The 23,866-nt window shown below is 38.1% G+C and carries 24 protein-coding genes; 9 read left to right on the top strand and 15 right to left on the bottom strand.

Annotated features, from left to right (window positions below; translation table 11 throughout):
• Positions 1-437: 437 nt before the first annotated feature.
• From ACFX4L_RS12620 to ACFX4L_RS12600, 5 genes are all read right to left on the bottom strand, one after another.
• Positions 438-578: a hypothetical protein gene (locus tag ACFX4L_RS12620; protein ID WP_155727232.1), complete on the bottom strand. Its 141-nt coding sequence runs from the start codon at positions 576-578 to the stop codon at positions 438-440.
• Positions 579-1,145: 567 nt separating this feature from the next.
• Positions 1,146-2,051: a carbon-nitrogen hydrolase gene (locus ACFX4L_RS12615; RefSeq protein WP_377382484.1), complete on the bottom strand. Its 906-nt coding sequence runs from the start codon at positions 2,049-2,051 to the stop codon at positions 1,146-1,148.
• A 33-nt stretch (positions 2,052-2,084) separates the two neighbouring features.
• Positions 2,085-3,710, bottom strand: a complete 1,626-nt coding sequence (locus ACFX4L_RS12610) for an amidohydrolase (protein ID WP_377382482.1) — start codon at positions 3,708-3,710, stop codon at positions 2,085-2,087.
• Between the two features lie 27 nt (positions 3,711-3,737).
• Entirely contained in the window at positions 3,738-5,093 is a 1,356-nt protein-coding gene (locus ACFX4L_RS12605) for an APC family permease (protein WP_377405312.1), read from the bottom strand.
• Positions 5,094-5,577: 484 nt separating this feature from the next.
• Complete coding sequence (locus ACFX4L_RS12600; RefSeq protein ID WP_377405309.1) at positions 5,578-6,777, bottom strand: amidohydrolase; 1,200 nt, start codon at positions 6,775-6,777, stop codon at positions 5,578-5,580.
• 195 nt (positions 6,778-6,972) lie between these two features.
• On the opposite strand from ACFX4L_RS12600, the gene ACFX4L_RS12595 reads away from it, so the two are divergent.
• The 3 genes from ACFX4L_RS12595 (at position 6,973) to ACFX4L_RS12585 (ending at position 9,303) form a co-directional block, all read left to right on the top strand.
• A complete protein-coding gene (locus tag ACFX4L_RS12595) occupies positions 6,973-7,185 on the top strand; it encodes a hypothetical protein (RefSeq protein WP_284471608.1) in 213 nt (70 codons plus the stop codon).
• A 718-nt stretch (positions 7,186-7,903) separates the two neighbouring features.
• Positions 7,904-8,776 carry a DMT family transporter gene (locus tag ACFX4L_RS12590; RefSeq protein WP_377382473.1) on the top strand — a complete coding sequence of 291 codons (873 nt, stop codon included), beginning with the start codon at positions 7,904-7,906 and terminating at the stop codon, positions 8,774-8,776.
• A 368-nt stretch (positions 8,777-9,144) separates the two neighbouring features.
• On the top strand, positions 9,145-9,303 hold the full coding sequence (locus ACFX4L_RS12585; RefSeq protein ID WP_377382470.1) for a hypothetical protein: 159 nt from the start codon (positions 9,145-9,147) through the stop codon (positions 9,301-9,303).
• Positions 9,304-9,339: 36 nt separating this feature from the next.
• Here the strand turns inward: ACFX4L_RS12585 and ACFX4L_RS12580 are convergent, their stop codons facing one another.
• Both ACFX4L_RS12580 and ACFX4L_RS12575 read right to left on the bottom strand, forming a co-directional pair.
• Entirely contained in the window at positions 9,340-9,483 is a 144-nt protein-coding gene (locus tag ACFX4L_RS12580; protein ID WP_260398863.1) for a gamma-glutamyltransferase family protein, read from the bottom strand.
• Positions 9,484-9,514: 31 nt separating this feature from the next.
• The gene (locus ACFX4L_RS12575) at positions 9,515-9,832 is read right to left on the bottom strand and encodes a gamma-glutamyltransferase (RefSeq protein WP_377382467.1); all 318 of its coding nucleotides are present in this window, start codon (positions 9,830-9,832) and stop codon (positions 9,515-9,517) included.
• A gap of 272 nt (positions 9,833-10,104) precedes the next feature.
• Between ACFX4L_RS12575 and chrB the strand changes: the two genes are divergently transcribed.
• Both chrB and chrA read left to right on the top strand, forming a co-directional pair.
• Positions 10,105-10,692, top strand: a complete 588-nt coding sequence (chrB, locus tag ACFX4L_RS12570; protein WP_284471611.1) for a chromate efflux transporter ChrB — start codon at positions 10,105-10,107, stop codon at positions 10,690-10,692.
• Entirely contained in the window at positions 10,692-11,243 is a 552-nt protein-coding gene (gene chrA / locus ACFX4L_RS12565; RefSeq protein ID WP_284471612.1) for a chromate efflux transporter ChrA, read from the top strand. Before chrB ends, chrA begins: the two co-directional genes overlap by 1 nt.
• A 37-nt stretch (positions 11,244-11,280) precedes the next feature.
• Here chrA and chrS read toward each other — a convergent pair whose 3' ends face one another.
• The 3 genes from chrS to ACFX4L_RS12550 form a co-directional block, all read right to left on the bottom strand.
• Entirely contained in the window at positions 11,281-11,757 is a 477-nt protein-coding gene (gene chrS / locus ACFX4L_RS12560; protein WP_377382464.1) for a chromate efflux transcriptional regulator ChrS, read from the bottom strand.
• 186 nt (positions 11,758-11,943) lie between these two features.
• Positions 11,944-12,672: a hypothetical protein gene (locus ACFX4L_RS12555; protein ID WP_377382461.1), complete on the bottom strand. Its 729-nt coding sequence runs from the start codon at positions 12,670-12,672 to the stop codon at positions 11,944-11,946.
• Positions 12,669-13,403, bottom strand: coding sequence for a hypothetical protein (locus ACFX4L_RS12550; RefSeq protein WP_377382458.1), 735 nt, complete (start codon positions 13,401-13,403; stop codon positions 12,669-12,671). Before ACFX4L_RS12550 ends, ACFX4L_RS12555 begins: the two co-directional genes overlap by 4 nt.
• A 944-nt stretch (positions 13,404-14,347) precedes the next feature.
• Between ACFX4L_RS12550 and ACFX4L_RS12545 the strand changes: the two genes are divergently transcribed.
• From ACFX4L_RS12545 to ACFX4L_RS12535, 3 genes are read left to right on the top strand one after another with little or no spacing between them, the layout of a single operon-like run.
• Complete coding sequence (locus ACFX4L_RS12545) at positions 14,348-15,676, top strand: sensor histidine kinase (RefSeq protein ID WP_377405306.1); 1,329 nt, start codon at positions 14,348-14,350, stop codon at positions 15,674-15,676.
• Positions 15,651-16,325 (top strand): response regulator transcription factor, encoded by a 675-nt coding sequence (locus ACFX4L_RS12540; protein WP_317777174.1) that lies wholly within the window; start codon positions 15,651-15,653, stop codon positions 16,323-16,325. The genes ACFX4L_RS12545 and ACFX4L_RS12540 overlap by 26 nt, the downstream gene beginning before the upstream one ends.
• Position 16,326: 1 nt before the next feature.
• Entirely contained in the window at positions 16,327-16,878 is a 552-nt protein-coding gene (locus tag ACFX4L_RS12535; protein ID WP_377405303.1) for a TVP38/TMEM64 family protein, read from the top strand.
• A 325-nt stretch (positions 16,879-17,203) separates the two neighbouring features.
• Here ACFX4L_RS12535 and ACFX4L_RS12530 read toward each other — a convergent pair whose 3' ends face one another.
• Complete coding sequence (locus tag ACFX4L_RS12530; protein WP_377382449.1) at positions 17,204-18,409, bottom strand: metallophosphoesterase family protein; 1,206 nt, start codon at positions 18,407-18,409, stop codon at positions 17,204-17,206.
• Positions 18,410-18,988: 579 nt separating this feature from the next.
• Between ACFX4L_RS12530 and ACFX4L_RS12525 the strand changes: the two genes are divergently transcribed.
• Positions 18,989-19,789, top strand: coding sequence for a SurA N-terminal domain-containing protein (locus ACFX4L_RS12525; protein WP_377382446.1), 801 nt, complete (start codon positions 18,989-18,991; stop codon positions 19,787-19,789).
• Positions 19,790-20,018: 229 nt separating this feature from the next.
• On the opposite strand, the gene arsC is transcribed toward ACFX4L_RS12525, so the two are convergent.
• The 4 genes from arsC to ACFX4L_RS12505 form a co-directional block, all read right to left on the bottom strand.
• Entirely contained in the window at positions 20,019-20,438 is a 420-nt protein-coding gene (gene arsC, locus ACFX4L_RS12520) for an arsenate reductase (thioredoxin) (protein WP_377405300.1), read from the bottom strand.
• Between the two features lie 32 nt (positions 20,439-20,470).
• Positions 20,471-21,769 carry an arsenic transporter gene (locus ACFX4L_RS12515; RefSeq protein WP_289338093.1) on the bottom strand — a complete coding sequence of 433 codons (1,299 nt, stop codon included), beginning with the start codon at positions 21,767-21,769 and terminating at the stop codon, positions 20,471-20,473.
• An 18-nt stretch (positions 21,770-21,787) separates the two neighbouring features.
• Positions 21,788-22,135 (bottom strand): ArsR/SmtB family transcription factor, encoded by a 348-nt coding sequence (locus ACFX4L_RS12510; protein WP_377382439.1) that lies wholly within the window; start codon positions 22,133-22,135, stop codon positions 21,788-21,790.
• A gap of 306 nt (positions 22,136-22,441) precedes the next feature.
• Positions 22,442-23,857, bottom strand: coding sequence for a SpoVR family protein (locus ACFX4L_RS12505; protein ID WP_377382436.1), 1,416 nt, complete (start codon positions 23,855-23,857; stop codon positions 22,442-22,444).
• Positions 23,858-23,866 lie beyond the last annotated feature (9 nt).

The following is a 23,866-nucleotide window of genomic DNA, read 5'->3' as shown; positions in this document are numbered from 1 at the left end:
TGAAAGGAAATATACCGAATTGTAATATTTATCGGAAAGGCCTGTTACAAATTTAACCATTATTGTGGATTAGGATAAAAAACTCCCCTTAGGGAACCCATTAATACCAAAGTATAATCCTATCTTTCCTAATCCACGTTTGCTTTCCATCTCTTAACCTTACTATGTAATATGATCATTTCCGATACCAACAATTTACCCAACTTTATAACTGTTCCATTTTTTCCTTGCTTTCCGAATAAATACCTCTTTATCATTCCAACTAAAATCAATTTTGATTTCCCCCCTCTACTTAATGAAGTAGAGTAATTAAAAATAACCTCTTAAAACACATAACAAAACCCCACCTGTTCCCAATAGCAACTGGTGGGGTTTCTAACTGGCTTCTACATCTACATCAACCTGGAGGTCCATCTTGTGCAATCACGCCCTTTCGTTTATACGGCTAATTTACTGTATTCATCCAACTGATCTTTAGTTAAGTTTTTGATGAAGTGGTCGAAATTTATCGACTCTATTTCATACCTTTCACAAATCTTTAAATAACTTTCATAGGCTTTATCCTGAATATTCATCATCTTGACTCCTCCTCCTGTTATATAACAATAAATTTAACTTATTAATAATATATAACAACCGTAATTTCCCGTCAATGTATTTTCTGAAAATTCGGTAAAATTTTTATTCTTTTAGTATTTCCCATATTGTTCTTAGCTAACCGTCCTATAAAGGAAAAGCCGCCTTAGCGACAGCCCCGATCAAAAGCTAATTCACACGTTATTTCTTTAAAGCAAGAAATAGAATGCTGTTACATTAGCGGCCATTTGAACAGCGTAAAAAACCAACTCTCCATAAAGGAAAATTGGTTTTTTTCTTTTGAACTATAGATTATCTAAACAATGCAGTCGGTTTTGTAACTGCTGCAAGCACACCAGGTACACCTGTGTTTTCAGTTGTACCACGAATAACTCCACCTAAAATTTAGCGCGTCCAAGGGAGAACCCACAGGGGCAAAGGGCGACGGGAAGGCTCCCTTACCGCCCGTGGAAAGTGAGTGCCTGGCATGCAAAATAATGATTCCGGCAAACTCGATCATTATCAGGTTTGTCTACAGTCTAAGCAGGTACTCCGGCCTGCTATTCCTTTTAATGATTAACTGAACAGCGCCCTGTTCGCTCCCTTTTTTGAAGGGATGGGGTTGGAAGTATTTCTTTTTGTAATATAGGTCCGTATGTATCGACACGTCGATCTCTAAAGAATTGCAGCATTTTTCTAGTCTTTTCTATCTCTTTTAAATCAATTTCTTGCACAATAATTCCTTCTTCATCATCAAGTGAAGCTAAAATATTCCCGAATGTATCGCTAATGAATGAACCGCCGTAAAAATTCATGTCCTTCTCCTGGCCCACTCGATTTGTCGCAGCAACAAATACACCATTAGAAATGCCATGAGCAGAAATTGCCTTTTCCCAGGATGATCTTGTTGATATCTCGGGATGATCTGGCTCTGAACCAATAGCGGAAGGATAGAATAATATCTCTGCACCTTGTAAGCTCAAAATTCGGGCTACTTCTGGAAACCACTCGTCCCAACAAATCCCGACTCCTATTTTTCCATAAGCCGTTTCATAGACAGGATACCCTGTATTGCCTGGAACGAAATAATATTTTTCATGATACTGGGGACCATCCGGAATATGATTTTTTCTTGTAATTCCTAAACATTCTCCATCAGCATCAAATACAGCTGCACTATTAAAATAAATACCGGCACCTGCTCTTTCGTAAAAAGGTACAATCAAGACAATTGCTAATTCCTTTGCTAATTCAACCATTTCAGCTAATCCACCGCTATCTACGTCTTCAGCTAAATCATAATTTTTCACACTGACCGTTTGCGGAAAATATTGCGAAGAAAATAATTCCTGTAAGCAAACGATTTGTGCACCTTTATTTACTGTTTCTTTTATTTTCTCTATCGTTTTTTGAATATTTTGCTCAATGGATTCTCCGCAACGAATTTGAATAAGGCCAACTTTTACTTTTGACATCTTCTCACTACCTCACTTTTATTATTTTTTATCTTATACAGTTTGAACGACCTGGTTTTCATATACGATCTTTCCATCCATGATCGTCATCTTCACTTCTGTTTCAAGAATTTCCTCTGTTGATATGCTAAATAAATTTTTATTTAATACAGCGATATCCGCTATCTTCCCTGCTTCCAATGTGCCTAATTCATTTTCTCTAAATGACCCGAATGCCGGTATGGCCGTGTAGTATTTTAACGCTTGTGCCAATGTTACTCCTTCCGACTCTTGCCACGCCTTCCCGATTAAATCTTTTCTGGTGATTGCCTGATAAATACCCATCATAGGATTTAGGGGCACTACAGGAAAATCTGTACCAAAGGCAATTTTAGCACCAGTATCCACTAGTGTTTTGATAGGATAATAGAGAGGTTGTTGTTTTTCACTGATCCTGGCTGTATATGCCTCACTTTCCATTAATTCAATGTGTTTAGGTTGAAAGGAAGCGATTACATCCAATTCCTTAAAGCGATGAACATCATCCGGATGCAATACCTCCACATGTTCAATGACATGTCTAGCGTCTCTTTCTCCATTTACGTTTTTCGCTTCTTCAAATGCATCCAATGCTAAGCGGACTGCACCGTTACCAATTGCATGGAAACGAATTTGAAAATTTTCCTTATCTGCCTTTTTTACTAATTGTTTAATTGTTTCAGCTGGATAAGTTGTTCCGCCTTTTGTATCTGGACGGTCTTTGTAATGATCCAATAAAAAAGCAGTATGACTTGTCACAACACCATCTATAAATTGTTTTAATCCAGAAAAGGTGAGCTTGTCTGACTGATAATTTGTTTGTAATTCCTTTGCGGCAGCTAAATCCATTTTTAACTCCGGCGAAAAGTGAATTCTGGTTGTAAGTAACCCTTCTCGCTCAAATTCCTTAAAAATTTTAAGATCGTCTAATGGATTTGGCGCAATTTTAGCTCCATATAAATCATTAACGGATGTAATTCCCAATCTTTTTGTTTCATTAAGGAAACCTTGGAATAGTTTTACACGTTTATCTTTCGGTAATTTGTATGCATGCTCTGATGCATACCCAATTGCCTGTTCAAATAGGAGGCCTGTCAGTTCCCCATTTTCATCTTTTCCAATTTCTCCATATTCCGGATCTGGGGTATCCTTCGTTAATTGAATCATTTCCATTGCTTTACTATTGATCCATGCGTAATGCACTTCTGCATTGAATAATAAAACAGGGCGATCACTAATATATTTATCTAGTGTTGTTCTATGTGGCAGCACTTTGTTCTTCCAATTGGTATGATCCCAACCCACGCCGAATATCCACTCATCATTTGGTCTCGTTTCTGCAAATTCACCTACTATTTTGGCTGCATCTTCTTCTGAATCTGCATCAAATAATTTGGCACTGTCCTTCTGTAAAATGCTTCCCATCATAATGTGCATATGAAAATCATGGAATCCCGGAATAATTAGTCCGTCATCCATGTCATACACTTTTGTTTGATTTCCAAGGAATGACATTACATCTTCTTTAGAACCGATTTTAATAATTTTATTATCTTTAATAGCGATAGCTGCTTTTATTGGCTCATCTTGTAACCCAGTGAAAACATGTTGACCAGAAAGAATGATGTCTGCATTTACCATTTTTATCCTCCTCAATGAATATAGCTTTTATGCTTGAATTTCTTTTTTAATCGCACTATCAATAGAAAGCTCTGGTGGCCGTTTACTAAACATTTTCGTATTAGAAAGGAGCATGATGAAACCAATTCCAAACCATCCTAGTCCGAGTAAAAGTGCCTTTGAATCAAGACTAGTCCATAACCAAATTGTAAAACCAGTACCAATCAGCGGCAATATTAGGTACTTCAGTGTGTTAATTCCGTTTCGCTGTTTTTCTTTAATAAAATAATGGGAAATAACCGAAAGATTAACAAACGTAAATGCCACGAGCGCTCCAAAGTTAATAAAGGATGATGCTGTCACTAAATCAATAAATAACGCAGATAAAGCAAAAATGCCCACTAAGATGATGTTGTGTGTTGGAGTTTGAAATTTTGGATGAATATGACCAAAAATTCGCTTTGGAAGAACTCCATCTCTCCCCATCGCATACAAAAGTCGCGAAACACTTGCATGAGCTGATAAACCAGACGCCAGCCCCCCGGTAATATAACCTGCTAGAAAAATAGATTGAAATAAATTACCCCCGATGTACATAGCAATTTCCAAGGAGGCGGAATCTGCATCTTTAAAGGCTTGGAAATTTGGGTAAACAAGGTAACTGATGTATGAGATGGTGACAAACAGACCTCCCCCTATTAATGCGACGAGGAAAATAGCCTTTGGTATTTTTTTTTTAGGATTAATGGTTTCCTCTGAAAATGTAGTAACAGCATCAAATCCTAAAAAGGATAAACATAAAATGGAAGATCCCGCTAATACTAAAGATAGTGGTATATCACCATTCACAAATGGAGAACTCATGAATAATGTTCCTGAACCCATTCCGTTAAGTAACCCTTTAATTGACAAGAATGTAAATATAACTATTATTAAGAATTGACAGGCAACTAGTAAAAGATTTATTTTTGTTGCTATTTTCACTCCAATTATATTTACAGTGGTGATTAAAATTACAAAGCCAATTAACCAGACGGAAAAAGGAACGGATGGAAAATATGCGTTTAAGTAAATGGCGATTAGTAATCCATTGATCATTGGCAAAAATAAATAGTCCAATAATATAACCCAGCCTACTAAGAAGCCAAGATGAGGGTTTAGAGCCTTTTGAGTAAATGTATATGCAGAACCAGCAACAGGATAGGCCTTAACCATTTGACCATAACTATAGGCTGTAAACAACATACCAACTAAAGCTATAATATAAGCAGCTGGCACCATCCCTTTCGTTATTTCCGCAACCACCCCATAAGTAGAAAAAACTGTTGTAGGTGCCATATAAGCCAATCCAAATAACACTAAAGGAAATACTGTTAACGTACGTCTTAATTTTGCATTCTCCATGTATCACTCCACCCTTATTCGTGATTAATTAACTAATATGCAAATACCATACCAAGCGGAGATTGATTATTTAACGATTTAATTACCGGTATATTTTAAATATTTACAATATACAGATTATTTAATAGATTAATAGTTTTATGCAATATTGCACCAATTATTTAAGATTGCATAAATACTCGTTAGCTATGAAGATGTCTCACCGTGTATTCTGGTTGATACGAATAAGGTTCGAAATAAGCTACGTGCCGTAATGGCGTCATCAATAAATTGTATCTGGTATGACACGCAAATCTCGCGATTGTTTAAGATGGGATTAATGCTTATTGCGACATTTTTCCATTGAAATAGCCCTAAGAAGGACGATTCGAATTATTAGATTTTAATTTCCCGAATTCTCACATATAGAGAAAAACCCTCAAAACTTATTTATTTATGAGAAAGAGACCCCGAATCAAACAACATCCCTCCCCTTGAAACTACATTATTCGACATCAACTTGGTAACCCAAGCCTTTATTGCAATCTTTTTGCCACTTCTTAATTAAAGAATCAGTACAAGTTTTAAGGGTGTTATACGCATCCTCGGATATCAACCCATCTTTTTTATGCTTGTCAAGTAACTTGTTAAACCTTTGAAGGTGCTTGACAATCCTTTTGGCTGCTTCCAGTTTTTCAAAACGGACCACTGTATCCAAATGTGCCTGTAGTGAACGGGCAACACCATGGTTGACAATTTCCCCATCTTCTTCGAATTGCTCAACAAGTGTCTTTATATAGGATGCATTTATAAACGTGGGATCACGGAATACTTCCTTCCCTTCGAACAAATTCAACAAGATCTTCGTTTCATTAATTTCCGTTTCTGGAATCTCGAGGAGATTTTTATCCAAAACGACCAAGTCCGCTTTTTTGCCCACTTCAATAGAGCCTCTTTCATCCTCTGCGAAAATCACATTAGCCCCGTTGATTGTATAGCTAGTAATCATCTCCTCGAGAGATGCTTTTTCCTTAGGCCATAATACTTTCTTTAGATCGGTTTGATCAGTTTTGTCCCGATCCAATCTTGTTATCCCTACCTCTATTCCTGTAAAAGGCCGGAAGTCACTTAGAAATTCACTGGTGGAAGGAAAATCACTTGATGAAGCAACGGGTATTCCGGCTTCAAAATAGCTATTCATCCGATTAAGATTCTTCAACTCTTCAACTCTTATATCACCATACCAATCATTACCAAACCAAGCGGGCTGAGGAACAGGTATTACCCCTAAGTCCTTAAACCGGGAAACATCATCTTCCCGAACCCAGTCGAGATGGGTAATCACATGTCGGGAATCTCTTTTTCCATTTACTTCAGCTGCATATTCAAAAGCGTCCAAAGAATTACCACTGGGGTAAAATCCCTGATTGCCAATCGCATGGATATAGACGCGGAAACCCTCTTTATCTAAAGCAGCCACGGTCTCCTCTAAGATTTCTTGATCCCAAACCAATTGCTTGTCACCGACGCCGTCAGAAAATATTTTAATTGTATCTATTTTGTACAACTCTCCTTGATATTTGTCACGCGCTTCTTTAAATCTCCCAATCTGCTCTGTCCCTTTGGTTTCATCAGCCCATAACCCTAAATCGTATCTTAAGGTCAATTTCCCTGCATTGTCCAGATCTTCAAATGCTTTAAGCAAATCTTGGTTATTAATTTCTACAAAAAACTAATTGTGGACTAACCCTATAGTCGCTTCTCTCTCCTTTTCAACGCAAAGAATCATAACTTGAACAGTAGATATTAATTTTAAGATAAAAAAGTTACCAGCTTGGCAAAAAAATAAGTATAAGAATGTAATAGATTGGATAAACTAATAAAAAAGGAGTGGGAGATTATGGAGACTAAAATTAAAGAAGGAACAAAAGAAATGTGGAGCGAAATTAATGAATGTATAGCTCGGAAAATTAATGAAAAACATGATTTATCTTTTCAAAAGAAGAGCAATGATAATTATATGAATCTATATATTCAAACAGCAGTATTACACACCTTATTTGAACTATCAGATGAGTTCAGGAAAATCGAACGAAAATATAACCGATTGTGATGCTGGAAAGCTCATGCACTAAAAAATTCAACTTAATGGTGGATTAGGATTAAACTCTTTAAGGGAGCCTTTTAATCCTAATCCACGTTTTTTCTTTCCAGCTTTATTACTTCATCATTACCGCTGCCGACAATTTGACTAACATCAACTGTACCATTTGTTTTCCTTCCCTATAAATCCTTCTTTTCATTCCAACTATAATCCATTTTTCAATCTTACATTAAAATAAAAGAAAAGATTATTCGTCAATCAAGACAGTATACTTAAGCTTAAAACACCTGACAAAACCCTACCTTTTCCTATTAACCACTGGTGGGGTTTCTACATCTACGTCAACCGGGAGGTTCCTCTTTTGCAATCATGCCGGAGAAAATGGGTTCAATGTGTAAAGTAGTTTTTTAATGGAAGATTTTCAAGGGAGTTGTTTTTTTATGGTACGCTGTGTCTAAAACTATTATTTGTTGTTTTATAAATCACTAAAATCTTGTATATTTAATATAACTTACTGATTATTGAATCGAATGATCAGTAACAGCTCGGAATAGCTTCATAATTAACTAAAATCATTGAATGTAAATATTTTTGAAAGAGAGCTGAAAGCCGATGTTGTGGTCACCGCTATTCGAAAATGATGTACCTGCAGTTATTCTTCCTTAACGGTAGAAAATTGCATCTCCGTTAAGGACTGGGAATGTTTAGTTAAAACGGAGGGTGCAAAATGAAAAACACTATATTAGGTTCTTTATATTTATCACTCGCTGCTAGCATTTGGGGCGGGATGTATGTTGTGGTAAAAGTTGTGGTAGACGTTGTTCCACCACTTGAATTAGTATTATTACGATATGTAATTGCGATTTTAGCATTGCTAACTATTGGTTTCATAACAAAACAATCTTGGCGGATTGAAAAACGAGACTGGCTTTTGGTTTTCATTATAGGACTTGTTGGAAACACAATATCTATCGTAACCCAGGAAGTCGGTACGCTACTATCTACTGCACAAATGGGAGCCATCATTACTTCAACAACACCTGCATTTATGGTGATATTTGCACGTATCGTTTTAAAAGAAAAGATTACTTTTAAAAAATCAATTTCTGTTATTTTAGCGACGATCGGTGTCGGTATCATTGTCGGAAATGCCCATATCGGCTCATCTCACCAACTTGGGGGCGTATCACTGCTTTTTGCTGCATTAACTTGGGCACTCATGTCTGTTCTAATTAAACGTGTACCTGGGCAATATTCACAAATTGTTATAACGACATATGCTGTGCTTGTGGCAATTGTCATTTTAACACCTATTACGATTAGTCGATTAGATGAGCTTGATTTTCAAGCAATCATGCATCCATCCATATGGGCCGGTCTTTTATACTTGGGCGTTATTTCTACAGCATGTGCCTTTTTACTGTGGAATCGCGGACTGCAAATGCTTACCGCATCAAGTGGTGGATTATTTTTCTTTTTACAACCTATAGTGGGAACTTTTTTAGGTTGGTTAATACTAGGTGAACAAATCGGCTTGTCTTTTTGGATAGGTACAATATTAATTTTTATTGGTGTGTTATTAGTCATTCGGGAAGAATGACATATTAAAAAGTTTATTAGAGTTATATTTTAAAATGTACCCTATAGAGCAGTCACTTTAAAAAGGGCTGCCTATTGATATTATCCCCTTAAAGTAGACAGTGTAAAAAGTCCATGAAAAAACATGGATGTTACACTATTACTTGGAGGGGATTTTAATTATGGCTAAAAAAGGGGATAAATTTCAAACTTATTCAAAGAATTCAAGATTCAGGTTGTCCAAAATTATTAAATAATGAGGGTAGCCTAGTCTTTTTTTAAGCTATCTATTTGACGGGGGTAAGTCCATACTGCTTGTAAAAGTTTAGGATATTGCTAATTGGCTTATATTCCCCTATTATTGTGATATTCTATAGAGGGAGGTATTTTATGACAAAAAATACGTATGTTTTTAAAGTGTTTTTGGTTTTGGTGTTTCCCGTATTTACCTTTATTTATTTAAGCGGCAGTTTCGGAATGATCCCTGCAGCTCTAGGGGGCTTGATTTTACTTATTGCCTTAAGCACTCTTTTATTTTCACGAAAATAAAACAATGGTACTCATTAAAAACAACCGTTGTTTCTTTTATATTTTATAGACTCCCTTCTTTAACGTCGGTGCCTTCGAAAGCCAATCCCAATTTCTTTCGGTACACATTACTTGATTTTTCGTAATCAGAAAACCATCTTCAGCATACTCGATCGCCGGCTCTAGAACTTCAGCTAACATGCGTGTTCCTTCAATATCTCACCCCAACCGTCTACCATCCCAGGAACTGTAAGTGCGCTTCTTCCCCCGCGAAAAGGGATCTTCTTTTCCCCTCTATATGCTTCAAGATTGACATTTCTTCTGGAGCGTCCGCTTCCATTATTAGCACGAGTTTTCCGTCCTTCTTTTCATATATAAGCCAGAAAGTATCTCCACCAAGCCCGGTCATATGCGGATAAACTACATCCAAACAGGCACTGACTGCCACTGCCGAATTAAAAGTCCCCCCTTTTTCAAGAATTTTAATTCCTGCCATCGATGCAAAAGGGCTTTCCACCTTAATTTTCGTCCCAATTATCGATTGGGTCATGCATTTATTCTTTTTATTTATTTTATATTTTGGAAAATTTATGACAATTGTATTATATCTTGTTCTTGTTCTTACGTAATTCAAATTTTAGTTTCCAAGACAAAAAGTGCGTTTTTTTAAATTCATCAGCCTATTTTATTAAAAAAAGATAGTTATTTCGTTCGTTACGTAATTATTATTAAAATTTTATATACATTTCGAAAGCACTTTTGTTATCATTAATCCATGATCCTGGAAATAAATCCTAAATTTTAAAACATGGAGGAATCGTTTTGAAAAATCCATATAAGGAATTAACTGTTGGGATGATGAGGACGGGGATTTTAGGTTTCGGCGGCGGGCCATCTGTCATCCCGCTCATCCGCCACGAAGCAGTTTCCCGTTATCACTGGCTCGACGATGATGAATTCGGGGACACTTTGGCGATTGCCAATACACTCCCAGGACCGATTGCCACTAAGATGGCAGCATATCTTGGTTATAAATTAAAAGGCTGGCCTGGAGCCATCGTCAGCGTGGCCGCTCACGTTTTACCTTCATGCATTGCGATGGTTTTCTTGATTGCATTCATTAATGTTTTAAGTAATTCGGCAATGATCAGTAATATGATCGCTGCTGTAATGCCGGTTGTCGCTGTCATGCTTGGTCAAATGGCTTATGAGTTTGGCGAAAAGGCGGTAAAAGGGTTAGGAAAGGTGCTCGGAATCACCTTTTTTGCGATTTCCTTTTTGCTTCTGCAGGTCATTTCCCTGCATCCGGGTATCGTCATTATGATTTTCCTTTTATATGGGGCGTTCCATTTTAAATTAAAGGAAAGATTGAAAAATAAAAAGGTTAATAGGAAGGAGGAATCCGCTTAATGGGTCTTATTATCCCAATAGGAGTTGCTGTTTTTCTAGCGTTTTTCATTGCCAATATTCTTGGTTATGGCGGAGGTCCAGCCTCGATTCCGCTTATGTATGATCAAATCGTCACCCGTTATGGCTGGCTTGATAATGCCGAGTTCTCACAAATGCTTGCTTTAGGAAATTCACTCCCAGGGCCGATCGCCACGAAAATAGCCGCATATGTCGGATATGATGTATATGGCTGGCCAGGATTTCTAGTCGCATTGGCAGGCACGATCATCCCTTCAGCCGTGGCTTTGATATATTTATTAAAAATCCTACGAAAATACAAGCAATCGCCTATCGTAAAAGGCATGTCCCTGCTCGTACAGCCCGTGATCGCGATCATGATGTTATTGCTCACCTGGAATATGGCCGAGGATGCCGTAGGTTCCATCGGCTACATCCATTCAATCGTCATCGCTGGATTGGCCTTTTTGGCCCTAGGTAAATTCAAGATCCACCCCGCCTTCGTAATCATACTTGCCTTTGCGTACGGCGGCTTTATCATCCCGCTCACATAATAATAAAAAATCCACCTATATAGGGGGATTTTTTCATTTAAAGCTTCATGCCCATCCGGCTTTTATAACGTTTAATGAGAATTTGGCAATCAACGCTGACAACACCGCCGACCGCATACAGCTTCTGATTGAGAAAACGTTCCATCTCCTGGTTATCAGTAAAGATTCCGTGCATATGGAGTTTACTCGGACCGGTCATATGATATAAACTCGTTACAGCCGGTTCACTTTCTAATTGCTGTGCGACTGATTCCAGATATTTAGGTTCAACCTCAACGTTAAAGAATGCCGAAACATGGATGCCGACCTTAGCTGGATTTATGACCGCAGTGAACCTCTCAATCACACCGTTTTCAACAAGATGATTGATTCTCATCTGAACCGCAACCCTGGAGAGCTCCACTTTCTTCGCTAAGTCGGTATACGAAATTCGCGCATCTTCATGTAAAACCGATATGATTTTCTTATCGATCTCATCAACTTTCAAGCTGGGAATCTTAAAGTCCTCTGCCATCCTACGTAGCTCCTTTTCGATTTCTTTATTCCATTATCGCAGAGAATACCAGCGGGTCACAACAATCTTCCTTTTTACTTTAAAAATTAAGCTTCATTATGAAAACGGCGGATTTTATGAATGATCAATAGCCAAATATATAAAAACTGATACGTGTAATGGCAAGCTAATTTTGGCAGCCCCTTTTCAATAGGCTCCCTCCAACTCATCCGCTTGAACAAGGAAAGGAACATCCACAAAGTTATCTCCTGTCATATAGCCATTTCCGTTTAAGGAGTGCTCAGGAAATGTCTCATTCCCATCCTTATCATAAAAATTTATAGCCAATTGTATCAGGTTGTTAAATTCAGGGAAGTCACTCTGCCGATCTTCTACCTGAAGTTTTACATACTGATCCATAAGCTCCCTCCAATTTTCAGGATACCTCCCGACTCCGTACGTTTTTCCATTAAGCGCAATGCTGTGCATCATTTCTATTCCAGGTTGATAGGTAGCTATGCCATCCGATACCATAAAACCTCTATCTTTTTTCATAAAAACCCTGATTTCGGAAATGTCATCTTTCGGATCCATATTCCACATGATCAAAGATTTTTCTTCTCCATTCCAAACCTGTGGCTGACCGCTATTTTCCACAGAAGCCACTCTCCATTTATTGCCCTTCCAGACCCAAAAGCTCATCCCATACCCATTATCTACGTTAATAAAGGGGACAAACACATGTGTATTATCCAAAAATATTTGATCTTGTATGACCCTAGGCTGAGCCTCAGAGAAGTTTGAGTTTATTCGTTCGATGACTTGTCTGTCCGATATGAAGGGTTCCGGCTCTTTTGGAAATCGAACAAATAAAAGGATACCTCCAATCGATATAACAGCTGTAATGAAAACAATCATTTTTGTTTTTTTAGTCATCCTTCTAACGCACCTCCAGTCAAAATGGATTCCTCTAGCCTGTAGTAAACCTGATGCCCTTTATTAGGTGTAATCAGTAGACCCTTTCCATCTTCTTCAATGAAAATGAGTGTTTCAAGACCTCTTCCTTTTTTAGGAACGGTACCTGTCAAAATATAAGGGAACATTTCTTTGTACCCGCTATCTTCATTGATTCCGTAATACCAAGATTCACTCTCGGTCTTTTTTTGTTTCATCTTGTTCATTTGTCTTTCCAGCTCTTCTTTATTCAAAGTGACTTCTTTGGAGTTCGGATGCGTCGCCATCAGCGAAGCCCTTTTAATGTCCATCATATATGTAGATATGTCAGCCTTAGGATACATCATTTCATCCAGCGGTATGGCTAAAAGTGAAGCACCCAAAAAGATGAAATTCGATAAGAATCCGAGCCAGGCAAATCGACGGAATCGCTGCCACCGCCCTTCATTTCCTTTCCTTCTCAATAACCATGATAAGAGAGCAACTCCTATAGGGATAATGGGTACACTAACCACCTCATCTGATAGATTAAAAGTAAAACTAAAAGTGATCATTCCTAGTACAAACACAACGAGAGCCTTCCATGCCTTAGGAGAACTTTCTTGTTTTTTATAAATAATGGCAAATGCTATACCAATCAGCATGCAACTGAATGCAATAAGGATTAAAGAGGGTGCATGCATATATTTCTCTGCGTCAAATATTCCATTCATTCTATCTAATACTCTCCTTTTAATCGACTTCCTTCATACGAACCCCTAACTATACCATATATCCCTTTTTTTGTAACTAAAGGGCAATAAAGTATGACTGCAAACCCCCTCCTCATCAATTTAAGGCGGGGGTTTTACAGCCCGTTTAATGCGAGATAAAAGTTTATGAATATCAATGTACCCATCATCAATCCTTTGTTTGAAAGGTCTTCGTGATATTTTTGTATTCCTCATCATTGAGAATGCCCATTTTTTTGAATATTGCGGAATAAGCCATTATTTTTTTTTGTGTACGGTTTGTACAACTCATATGAATCAGCTCCTTTTTTTACATAGTATTCAATCGCAACAAAATGTTTCCTATACACAAAACATTTTGTGTAGACTAAAATGAAAAAACTGCCGTTTTTTATCGGCAGTAATACGTGATTAAAATAAGGTTCGCCGCGTTCTTTTAAATTTTATTCAAACCTGTTCCGTGGTAACCTTGAACCTGAAAAAGCTGTGAAACTTCTTCTAAAATTCGGCTCTCGAATTCCCCTTGCTGTAGAAGGTTTCTCACCGATTCTAAAAATAATGAATGATAGCATGGAAGATAATGGTCCGTTACTATCCAAAGTGTTATATATTCCCCAGTAGATTTTGCACAAAAAAATTCATAGTTTGTTATTTGTAGGAAGTGCCCAAATACAAACTGATTCCCATGTCCATATATCAAAACAAAAAAATGGCGGTTCGGGTCCATTAAAGTCCTTCTTGCAACCTGTCATCATTCGGATTATCGTTGTTTAAGAGGATGCGAAGAAATTGAAAAAAACTGCATACTTTCTTCATACTTTTTTGCTAAACTTACTCCATCAAATAAGAAGGTGAATATTTTGAAAATCTCCTTTAAGTTGGGACTATGTATTTTTGTTTGCATTTTTTTGATGGAAACCGTTTCCATGATTTACTTACATAATAAAGTGATCCATTCCCGTATCAATCAAGAATTGGAATCACTGAAGGCCCGTGGCAATAGTCATCGTGATGTGTTGGAAATCACTTATTCAAACTCAACCCTTCAGCATATCGCCCTGATGGAATCACATACAGATACAGATGTCGTGATAATGAATACAAGAGGAGATATTCTGATATCTTCCGAAAAGGTAAATGGGGGAATGAAAAAAATCTTAGAAAAAAAACTCCCCCAAGTACCACGAAAGGGTCTCATCATCCAATCAAGTTGGAAGGATGAAAGGTATATAGCCACCGTTACGCCATTTATCAGTGATAAAAAAAATGAAGGCTATATCTATATGTTCAAAGATACGAGGGATGTTGAAGATTTAATCGCTCAATTGAATAGACATTTCCTCTTTGCAATTGTTTTGCTCCTTTTCTTCATGATTATCACCATTTATTTTCTTTCAAAAGCTTTGACTAGACCGCTTATTGCGATGAAAGAATCGACCACCAAACTCAGTAAAGGGAATTTTTCAGTGGCTGTACCAGTACGATCTCATGATGAACTTGGGGAACTTGCCCAATCCATTCAAAGCTTGGCTAATGAATTGAACTATTTAAAGAAGGAACGCAATGAATTTTTGGCAAGTATCTCTCATGAACTGCGAACGCCGCTAACTTATATAAAGGGCTACGCTGATATTGCCCGCCGAAAAGAATTGGATGCATCCGAAAGATCACGATACTTAGAGATCATCCATGATGAATCCCAACGATTAAATAGATTATTGGACGAACTATTCAATATGGCTAGAATGGATGTAAATACATTTACGATTTCAAAAGAAACCGTACAGCTCTCTACATTCCTGCAAACCATTCATGAAAAAGTGTTACCAGCTTTTACAAATAAAAAAATTCAATTGCACCTGGTATGCAAGGATCATTTATTTTTAGATATTGATCCCTCAAGGTTTGAGCAAGTTATTCTTAACCTGCTGGATAATGCACTGAAGTACTCGAACGAATATACAGTCACTACCATCAAAGCCACTGAATCGCTTAGCAGTATTTCCATCTCTATAATCGATCAAGGGGTTGGCATTCCAAGTGAAGATATACCCCATATCTTTGACCGATTATATCGTGTCGAGAAATCACGCGCTAGAGATACCGGTGGATTCGGATTGGGGCTCTCCATCGTCAAGCAATTAGTGGAAGTTCAAGGTGGAACCATTTCCGTTAAAAGCAATTTGGAGCAAGGAACGTGCTTCATTATCACATTTAAGGAGATAAAATATGAAGACAGTGGTTCTGGTCGATGATGAACAGAGAATGCTTGATCTTATAGAGCTATACCTTATACCTCACGGATATACTTGCATTAAGATGAAATCTGGACATGAAGCCTTACTGTTCTTAGAGCATGAACATGCTGACATTGTCATTCTTGATGTAATGATGCCTGAGATGGATGGATGGGAAACATGTGAAGGGATCCGGGGTTTTTCCAATATTCCCATAATCATGCTCACCGCCCGGGATGCTGCAGAAGAAATGGTGAAAGGGTTGAAAAAGGGTGCGGACGATTATGTAACGAAACCCTTTAATGAAGATGTTTTACTTGCCAGAATTGAAGCTGTTACACGAAGAGTACATAATCACCAAGGTGTGTTCTTTAAGGGGATACATTTAAATGAATCCGCTTATGAAGCGCATTATGATTCCAAAACCATCCCATTAACGCCAAAAGAGTTTTCCATGTTGTGCTTGTTTTTAAAATCCCCTGACCAAGTGTATTCCAGGGATCACCTGCTTTCGACCATATGGGGATTTAAAACGGATACGGAAGATCGGACAATCGATTCCCATATTCGCAATATTAGAGAGAAATTGCGCCATGCAGGTTTTCCAGTAGACCAACATTTGAAAACGGTCTGGGGCATCGGATATAAATGGAGTTCTGTGGATTGATATGGATTTCATTTCTGATGCATTAGCAACCAGCGGACCCTTTTTCATTGCTGTAAGTTTAGTATTGAACATATTGATTAGCGTTCTTGGTTTTATTCCAAGCGTATTCATCACGGCTGCCAATATCACCGCATTTGGATTTGAAAAGGGATTGATCCTTTCTTACATGGGAGAAATTGCCGGAGCAGTAGTCAGCTTTTGGTTATATCGAAAGGGCTTTCAAACTTTCAAACCCAAATTCATGAAGAACCGGTGGGTCATGCAGCTGCAAAAGTCACAAGGCTACCATGCATTTTGGATGATTCTGATGCTTAGAATCCTACCTTTTATACCATCCGGCGTGATCAACCTTACAGCAGCATTAAGCGAGACGGGCGTGATGACTTTCTTCCTCGCCACATCCATCGGAAAACTGCCTGCCCTCCTTGTCGAGGCGTACTCGGTGACACAAGCAATGAAGGCTTCAAACGATGTAAAGATCGTTCTAGTATTATTGATTTTGATCATCGCACTCTTGTATTACTTTAAAAGAGGTAAGAATAAAGAAATGTAATGAAATAGTAGAAGACCATGTAAAAAGAAGACTATTTGATATTTTCATTAAAATAAATAATGTTAAACATTATATAAGGATAGATAAAAATTGAACCTAATCAGCTTTATCTATCCTTATTTGTAGTATTACAACATTATGATTTGACACGGATAAATCAATAATTTCGTTATTCAAGAAATGCGCCCGATTTTCAGCTTATAAATATAAATTAAAGAATTGCTACTTTATTTAACGATCAACCAATCGGTAAAATTTACCTTATACACAATTCTGTACAAAATCTAGTAAATGCAATCAATGTTCTTAAAACCTCTTTACCGCTTTACATTTTTACTTTCTTATTGTTTTCTAGAGGCACAGGATCAATACTCTGATCATTAGCTGTCAAATCGATCCCGTAGTCCTTTGCGAATACCATGTGCGTTTCTACTAGAACCTCAGCTGTATTTTCATCTAAATTAAATACTCTGGCGCCGCGCAGTCTGTTCCTTTCAGCTCCTGGCAGACCATAAGCGCCGAACCCGGTACTTCCCGCATAACCAAGCAGGATTCCGTAATAATTACCTACATAAGTGTTTATATGATCATGTCCGCAAAAAACGCCCTTGACATCGCCTCTCTCCAGCATCGCTGAAAACAGCCCCCCGTTAATTGGTCCCATACACTCTTCTTCATTTCTTTCTCCTACTATATTATGCTTTTTAACGGCTACCTCATGATTGGAGTCAGCTCTTTGATCTACGCTCGCATACCACATAAACCTATGTTCCCACAGAGGAATATGGATGAAAGCGAGTGAAGGAATTTTTTTCTGCCATTTTCTCTCTAATTTTTTTGACGTCTCATAATACCAATTCACCTGATTAATACGAAGCCAGTCCCAAGTCGGATATCCTTGGAAATCTTGATTTGCAATGGTTTTTGGCGCATATCTTCCACTGTCAAGAAGCCAGAGGTTGAAAGCTGCCTTTTTTCCTTTTGAATCCTTTATAAGTAAATTCATGTTACCTGTCCCAGTAATACCTTCGACGGTAGGCTTGTTCATATTGTATTTATAAGAAAGATAGATTTTGAGCATGTCTTCCTCATTAAGACCGCCCTTCGGGGTAGAATCTTCATCATGATTTCCAAAGGTAATGGCCCACTTGATTCCTCTTTGTTCCATAGGGTGTGCGACATTGTTAATGGCTTGCTTCATCTCCATAGATGTATCGCATCCACCCGTAATAATGTCTCCATTAATCACAACAAAATCAGGTTTTTCTGTATCAAGCACTTTCTCCATAAGCTGTAATGTTCTACGATCAATACGTTCATCATCTTGTGTATCATTAAATTGAACGATTTTTAATTTTCCATTACGATTAAATTGAAGAGCCATGTCATCTTTTTCTTCTGCCAGTGCTGCAGTGCTAAATAAATCATCTGAAAGTCCAGAGAATCCAAGTGTTAAGGCAAGTGTACTCATTCCTCCTATCTTGATAAAATCCCGTCTATCCAACCCTTCATGTGGTTCTTGATTATTCATTAATAAAACTCCCATTCTCTTCTAGTAACTGTTTTATAGGGATCAAGCTATCGATACGATGGTGGAGCAAATTAACTATGTAGTTCCAATTCAAAAAACCATTATGGTAAACAAAAAATTGGATTTGTATATATATGATTACAAACTTACATTTTTTCGAAAATCACCCTATAAAGGTCAGTTCTTACTTCATAATAAGATGAAAGTATTAGTGGGGTATTAATGTTATATGAAAGATAAGTAAAAAAACAATAGAAGAAGGAATGTGTAAGATATCAAAAAATCCTTACTGTTCATCGGGGATATATGGTAATAGAGGGTTGTCTCCGCTATGGATGGATCGAAGTGCTTTCCCTTTTGTCGTGTATGCCAGTCTGACTATCTCTTTTCAGCTATTGAATCGATGCAGGGTAAATTGGTTCATTTCCTTGAATCTTATACCGAATATAATGAGAAAATGCCTATACTATCTTCCTGTTTTCTGGAAAAAAGAATGAATATATTGTGTTTTAATGGGGAATTCCTTTATAATGCGCATTAGATGATTTTTTTAGCACTGAATACGAGAGGAGACTGAATATGAAGAAACTATTGTACCCAATCGTTATTGGATTATTGGCAGTTGTTCTAACAGCTTGTGGTTCGAACGATGAAGCTGATAAAAAAAGTGGCGGGAAAGAGACTAAAACAACTGAGGAACAGCAAAACAAGAATGATGAGAAAGAAACGGCTAAAGCAACTGAGGAACAGCAAAAAAAGATGGAAGAAATGCAGAAGGAACTAGACAAGCAAAAGGTGGATGAAAAGAAAACCGTGGCCATCGTCAATGACGAAAAAATTTCAGGTGCGGAATATAATACCGTTTTGTCCACGACACAAATGCAGATGCAGCAATTCGGACAAGACCCAACATCAAAAGAGGGAGCCAAACAAATTAAAAAGCAAACGCTCGACTCTTTAGTAGGGCAAACATTGCTTCTTCAGGCTGCTGATAAAAAGGGCTATACAGCTTCCAAGGCTGAAATCGAAAAGCAACTTGCCCAAATCAAAGACCAATATGGAAATGAAGAGAAATTCAAGGAAGCGATGAAAAAGGCAGGCCTGAATTCAAAAATGTTGAATGCTCAGATCGCAGAGAATATTCCATATACGAAGTATGTTGAAAAAGAGATTAAAGTGGATGAACCAACTGACGAAGAAATTGAAAAGTCCTACGACCAGTATGCGAAGCAAGCTAAGGCAAGCGGGCAGAAGGTACAGAAACTTGAAGAAATGAAGCCGCAAATCAAGGAACAGCTAAAGCAGCAAAAGAAACAAGAAATGCTTGTAAAACGTGTGGAAGAACTTAAGAAAAATGCTAAGGTCGATATTAAGATTTAATGACTAAAAGAGCTGCAAAAAAAAACTGCACCCCAATTGTTAGACAGCATTAACAATTGGAGGTGCAGTTTTTTTTGATTAATGGACATCCTACTAACAAAACTGCAACAAAGTCCCCTATTCTGATAAATTGACTCAAATCCTTTTGAAGAAAAGTGCTGATGAAATGAAATGAATCAAGCAATTTATACTTTTTTATCGACAATCATCACTCACGGCCTTTCATTTTTTATACGCCCGTTTTAGAGAACCGTTCGATTCTTTCTCTGATTTCATCACGGACACGTTGGAAGGTAGCCCATTTTTCTTCATCAGTTCCTTCCGCTTTTGCCGGATCATCAAAGCCCCAGTGTTCCCGTTTAACATGCGGTGGCGTCATTGGACATTTGTCTGCCGCATCACCGCATAAAGTAACCACAAAATCCGCATTATTTAATATGTCAGTGTCGATGGTATCTGATGTTTGATTGGTGATGTCCAATCCCGCTTCATGCATTGCTTTTACGGCCTTTGGATTTAACCCGTGTGCTTCGAGCCCTGCACTAAGCACTTGCCATTCTTCACCTAAATATTTCTTCCCCCAGGCCTCTGCCATTTGGCTTCTGCAAGAGTTACCAGTACATAAGAAGTATAGTGTTTTTTTAGCCATGCTGTTTCTCTCCTTCATGAGTAGAGTAATCTTTAGTGTATGATGAGCAACCAAATATATAAACCAACTAATGTGATGAACAATGTTGGGATGGTTAGGATGATTCCAGTTTTAAAGTAGGTTCCCCATGAAATTTTCACGCCTTTTAACGATAGTACATGCAGCCACAGCAATGTAGCTAAAGAACCGATCGGAGTGATTTTCGGGCCCAAGTCCGAACCGATGACATTTGCATATATAAGGGCTTCCTTGATAACGCCGGTAGTATTGGTATCGGAAATGGCAAGTGCATCGATCATCACGGTTGGCATGTTATTCATAAGCGAAGAGAGAATGGCGGCAATGAAGCCCATTCCAATCGTTGCTGCAAATAATCCTTGATCGGCGGCAACTTGGATTAAATCCGTTAATACATTCGTCAATCCAACATTCCGCAGGCTGTAAACCACAACATACATGCCAATCGAGAAAAATACGATTGCCCATGGTGCGCCTTTAATAACCGTTTTCGTGTTGACTGCCGGGCTCCTACTAGCCATGATCAGGAAGAAAATGGCGACGATGCCTGCAATGATGGATACAGGTACCCCAATGAATTCACTTGAAAAATAACCAATAAGTAAAATTCCCAGAACAATCCAGGACAATCGAAACATTCTTTGATCCCGAATGGCTTCCACTGGCTTCTTAAGTTGTGATACATCATAATTCTTTGGGATGCTTTTACGGAAAAACAAATATAAAACCAAGATGCTAGCTACCAATGCAAAGATGTCCGGTACGATCATTCTCGATGCAAACCCGGCAAAACTGATACTGAAAAAGTCTGCAGATACTATGTTTACAAGATTGCTTACCACTAAAGGTAATGAAGTTGTATCGGCAATAAAACCACTGGCGATGATAAATGGAAAAATCATTTTATCACTAAACTTCAAGGCACGAACCATCGCTAATACAATTGGTGTAAGGATAAGGGCCGCTCCGTCGTTTGCAAAAAATGCAGCAACAAGCGCACCCAGAATACTTACATAAACAAACATCCTCACTCCGTTTCCCTTGGCTGCCCTAGCCATATTTAGTGCTGCCCATTCAAAAAATCCTATCTCATCCAAAATGAGCGAGATGATGATGATGGCAATGAAGGCGAGTGTCGCGTTCCAGACAATCGATGTCACATCAATGACATCAGCAAAATCTACCACTCCCACAAGTAAAGCCAAAACAGCACCGCCACAAGCTGACCATCCGATCGACAGTCCCTTTGGCTGCCAGATGACGAGAATGAGTGTTAATAAAAAGATGATAACTGCCAAAATAACTGATCCCACTTAAGTTGTACCTCCTAGTCAGTCCCAACAAATCCGTTTTCCTTGTGCTGTTAATTCTTCTAATTTAAAGTTTTGACTTGGCAAATCCCCGATGATCGTTAGAATAAATGAATGATATGAGGATGTTTTGTTTAACGAGTAAAAAATCCATTGTCCCCTTCTCTCTTCATTCACGATTCCACTATCTTTCAACTTTCGTAAATGTTGGCTGATAGCTGGCTGGCTCATTTCGAACAGGTCCACAAATTCACAGACACAGCATTCATGTTCAGACATGATCTTAACCATGGTCAAACGGGTTTTATCACCTAGTAATTTAAGTATGTTTGCGGTGGTTTCCAAATCCAAAGCTTCATTCATTTGCATACTGCCCCCCCTTATTCAATAGTTAAATAAGTATATGCTTATATGAAATCAATTCCTCATCATTATATAAGCATATTCTTATATACTCAAGTAAAAACTATACATCTTATTTAATATAACTTTACTCTGGTTTGACTACCCAAAAACGTCCCTTTCTTGCTCAGCGAATAGCAGTTAATCAAATATAGAATTTTTGTTAAGAAAGTATCGTTTATGGAGAGCGAAAGGAGAAGTTGGAGGGTATGACAATTCGTGAAGGAATCATACGAAACAAAAAAACTGCCGAGTTACCGGCAGTTTTTTTGTTTACAAATATTTCTTGTGAATACTTTTTCCATCATAGGAAAACATGACTTCTTTTCCTTCCATGACTGATTCCATATGCACGGAGCGGCCCCAAAGCTGATGGATATATGGCATGACTTTTTCGAGATATTTCAGATCCAGTTCAATATCTTCATACCAATGTTTTAGATAAAGTTCCCCATTACGCATGTAGTCTCCATCATTTACTGTGATATAGGGGAATCCGCCGTTAACCCTCATACTGACGAGTTGATCACGAATCTGTTCCCATGCCTTATCGACGATTTTGTAATCCTTGCCCTGCTTTTGGAATAAATACATATCCTCCCGCATGACCAGGTCTTTGGTCAAATAATTGCGGAGAAAGGAAATATCCGATTCGATTTCCCTGACTTCGAACATCTTTTCCCGGCCAGATCCAGGCTTGACACCCAGCTTGATCATTTCTTCGGTTGGATTATCATAGCGTTCTTCAATATCTTCAAGCACTTTCAATCCGAGATAATAAGGATTTATGCTGGTCTTTGATGGCTGAACGACACCTGCGTTCAGTTTTGCGAACTCAATGGCTTCCCCTGAGGATAAATCCAATTCACGGATTATGCGTTGATGCCAGTAGGATGCCCAGCCTTCGTTCATGATTTTCGTTTCCAGCTGCGGCCAGAAATAAAGCATTTCTTCCCTGATCATCGTCATGATATCCCGTTGCCAATCGGATAGGTCCCTGCTGTACTGTTCAATGAAAAGCATAATATCCTTTTCTGGCCTTGGCGGGAATTTTTTTCTTTTTTTAATGTTGGATTTCTTCGGTTTATCCTTATTATCAAGATTCCATAAATCATCGTATTGTGTGGCTGTCGGTTTTGCTTCCTCTTCTTCTTCCTCATCTTCCATCGTCCAGGCAAGCTTCGGTCTCATCAGTGACGGATCGATATGTTCTTCAATGGCTAAAAGTGCATCGAGGAAAGTTTCCACTTCCTTTTTGCCATGCAGGATTTCATATTCACGGATTCTTTCTGCCGTGGCCGACATACTTTCCACCATATCTCTCTTAGTATTATTGAAACGTACATTATTCTTAAAAAAATCACAATGGGCCAAAACGTGGGCGACAATCAATTTATTTTGTACTAGTGAATTGGAGTCCAGCAGAAAAGCGTAACAAGGATTAGAGTTAATGACCAGTTCGTAGATCTTACTTAATCCAAAGTCATACTGCAGCTTCATTTTATGAAACTGCTTCCCAAAGCTCCAATGAGAAAAACGGGTCGGCATCCCATAGGCACCAAATGTATAAATGATTTCTGAAGGGCAAATTTCATAACGCATCGGGTAAAAATCCAACCCGAATCCAGTTGCTATTTCTGTAATTTCACTAATGGCATATTCCAGAGCCTTTTGCTCCGCTCCATTCATCCGATATCC

This window comes from Peribacillus sp. YIM B13482 (assembly GCF_042787975.1).
Classification (GTDB): domain Bacteria; phylum Bacillota; class Bacilli; order Bacillales; family DSM-1321; genus Peribacillus; species Peribacillus simplex_A.
Note: the sequence above shows the minus strand (reverse complement) of the source record. Positions and strands in the feature narration are given on the sequence as shown.

Excerpts from the sequence above, each read along its gene's own strand:
- ACFX4L_RS12620 (WP_155727232.1), bottom strand. The coding sequence starts at position 578 with ATGATGAATATTCAGGATAAAGCCTATGAAAGTTATTTAAAGATTTGT.
- ACFX4L_RS12615 (WP_377382484.1), bottom strand. The coding sequence starts at position 2,051 with ATGTCAAAAGTAAAAGTTGGCCTTATTCAAATTCGTTGCGGAGAATCC.
- ACFX4L_RS12610 (WP_377382482.1), bottom strand. The coding sequence starts at position 3,710 with ATGGTAAATGCAGACATCATTCTTTCTGGTCAACATGTTTTCACTGGG.
- ACFX4L_RS12605 (WP_377405312.1), bottom strand. The coding sequence starts at position 5,093 with ATGGAGAATGCAAAATTAAGACGTACGTTAACAGTATTTCCTTTAGTG.
- ACFX4L_RS12595 (WP_284471608.1), top strand. The coding sequence starts at position 6,973 with ATGGAGACTAAAATTAAAGAAGGAACAAAAGAAATGTGGAGCGAAATT.
- ACFX4L_RS12590 (WP_377382473.1), top strand. The coding sequence starts at position 7,904 with ATGAAAAACACTATATTAGGTTCTTTATATTTATCACTCGCTGCTAGC.
- ACFX4L_RS12585 (WP_377382470.1), top strand. The coding sequence starts at position 9,145 with ATGACAAAAAATACGTATGTTTTTAAAGTGTTTTTGGTTTTGGTGTTT.
- ACFX4L_RS12580 (WP_260398863.1), bottom strand. The coding sequence starts at position 9,483 with ATGTTAGCTGAAGTTCTAGAGCCGGCGATCGAGTATGCTGAAGATGGT.
- ACFX4L_RS12575 (WP_377382467.1), bottom strand. The coding sequence starts at position 9,832 with ATGACCCAATCGATAATTGGGACGAAAATTAAGGTGGAAAGCCCTTTT.
- chrA (WP_284471612.1), top strand. The coding sequence starts at position 10,692 with ATGGGTCTTATTATCCCAATAGGAGTTGCTGTTTTTCTAGCGTTTTTC.
- chrS (WP_377382464.1), bottom strand. The coding sequence starts at position 11,757 with ATGGCAGAGGACTTTAAGATTCCCAGCTTGAAAGTTGATGAGATCGAT.
- ACFX4L_RS12555 (WP_377382461.1), bottom strand. The coding sequence starts at position 12,672 with ATGACTAAAAAAACAAAAATGATTGTTTTCATTACAGCTGTTATATCG.
- ACFX4L_RS12550 (WP_377382458.1), bottom strand. The coding sequence starts at position 13,403 with ATGAATGGAATATTTGACGCAGAGAAATATATGCATGCACCCTCTTTA.
- ACFX4L_RS12545 (WP_377405306.1), top strand. The coding sequence starts at position 14,348 with ATGATTTACTTACATAATAAAGTGATCCATTCCCGTATCAATCAAGAA.
- ACFX4L_RS12540 (WP_317777174.1), top strand. The coding sequence starts at position 15,651 with ATGAAGACAGTGGTTCTGGTCGATGATGAACAGAGAATGCTTGATCTT.
- ACFX4L_RS12535 (WP_377405303.1), top strand. The coding sequence starts at position 16,327 with ATGGATTTCATTTCTGATGCATTAGCAACCAGCGGACCCTTTTTCATT.
- ACFX4L_RS12530 (WP_377382449.1), bottom strand. The coding sequence starts at position 18,409 with ATGAATAATCAAGAACCACATGAAGGGTTGGATAGACGGGATTTTATC.
- ACFX4L_RS12525 (WP_377382446.1), top strand. The coding sequence starts at position 18,989 with ATGAAGAAACTATTGTACCCAATCGTTATTGGATTATTGGCAGTTGTT.
- arsC (WP_377405300.1), bottom strand. The coding sequence starts at position 20,438 with ATGGCTAAAAAAACACTATACTTCTTATGTACTGGTAACTCTTGCAGA.
- ACFX4L_RS12510 (WP_377382439.1), bottom strand. The coding sequence starts at position 22,135 with ATGCAAATGAATGAAGCTTTGGATTTGGAAACCACCGCAAACATACTT.
- ACFX4L_RS12505 (WP_377382436.1), bottom strand. The coding sequence starts at position 23,857 with ATGAATGGAGCGGAGCAAAAGGCTCTGGAATATGCCATTAGTGAAATT.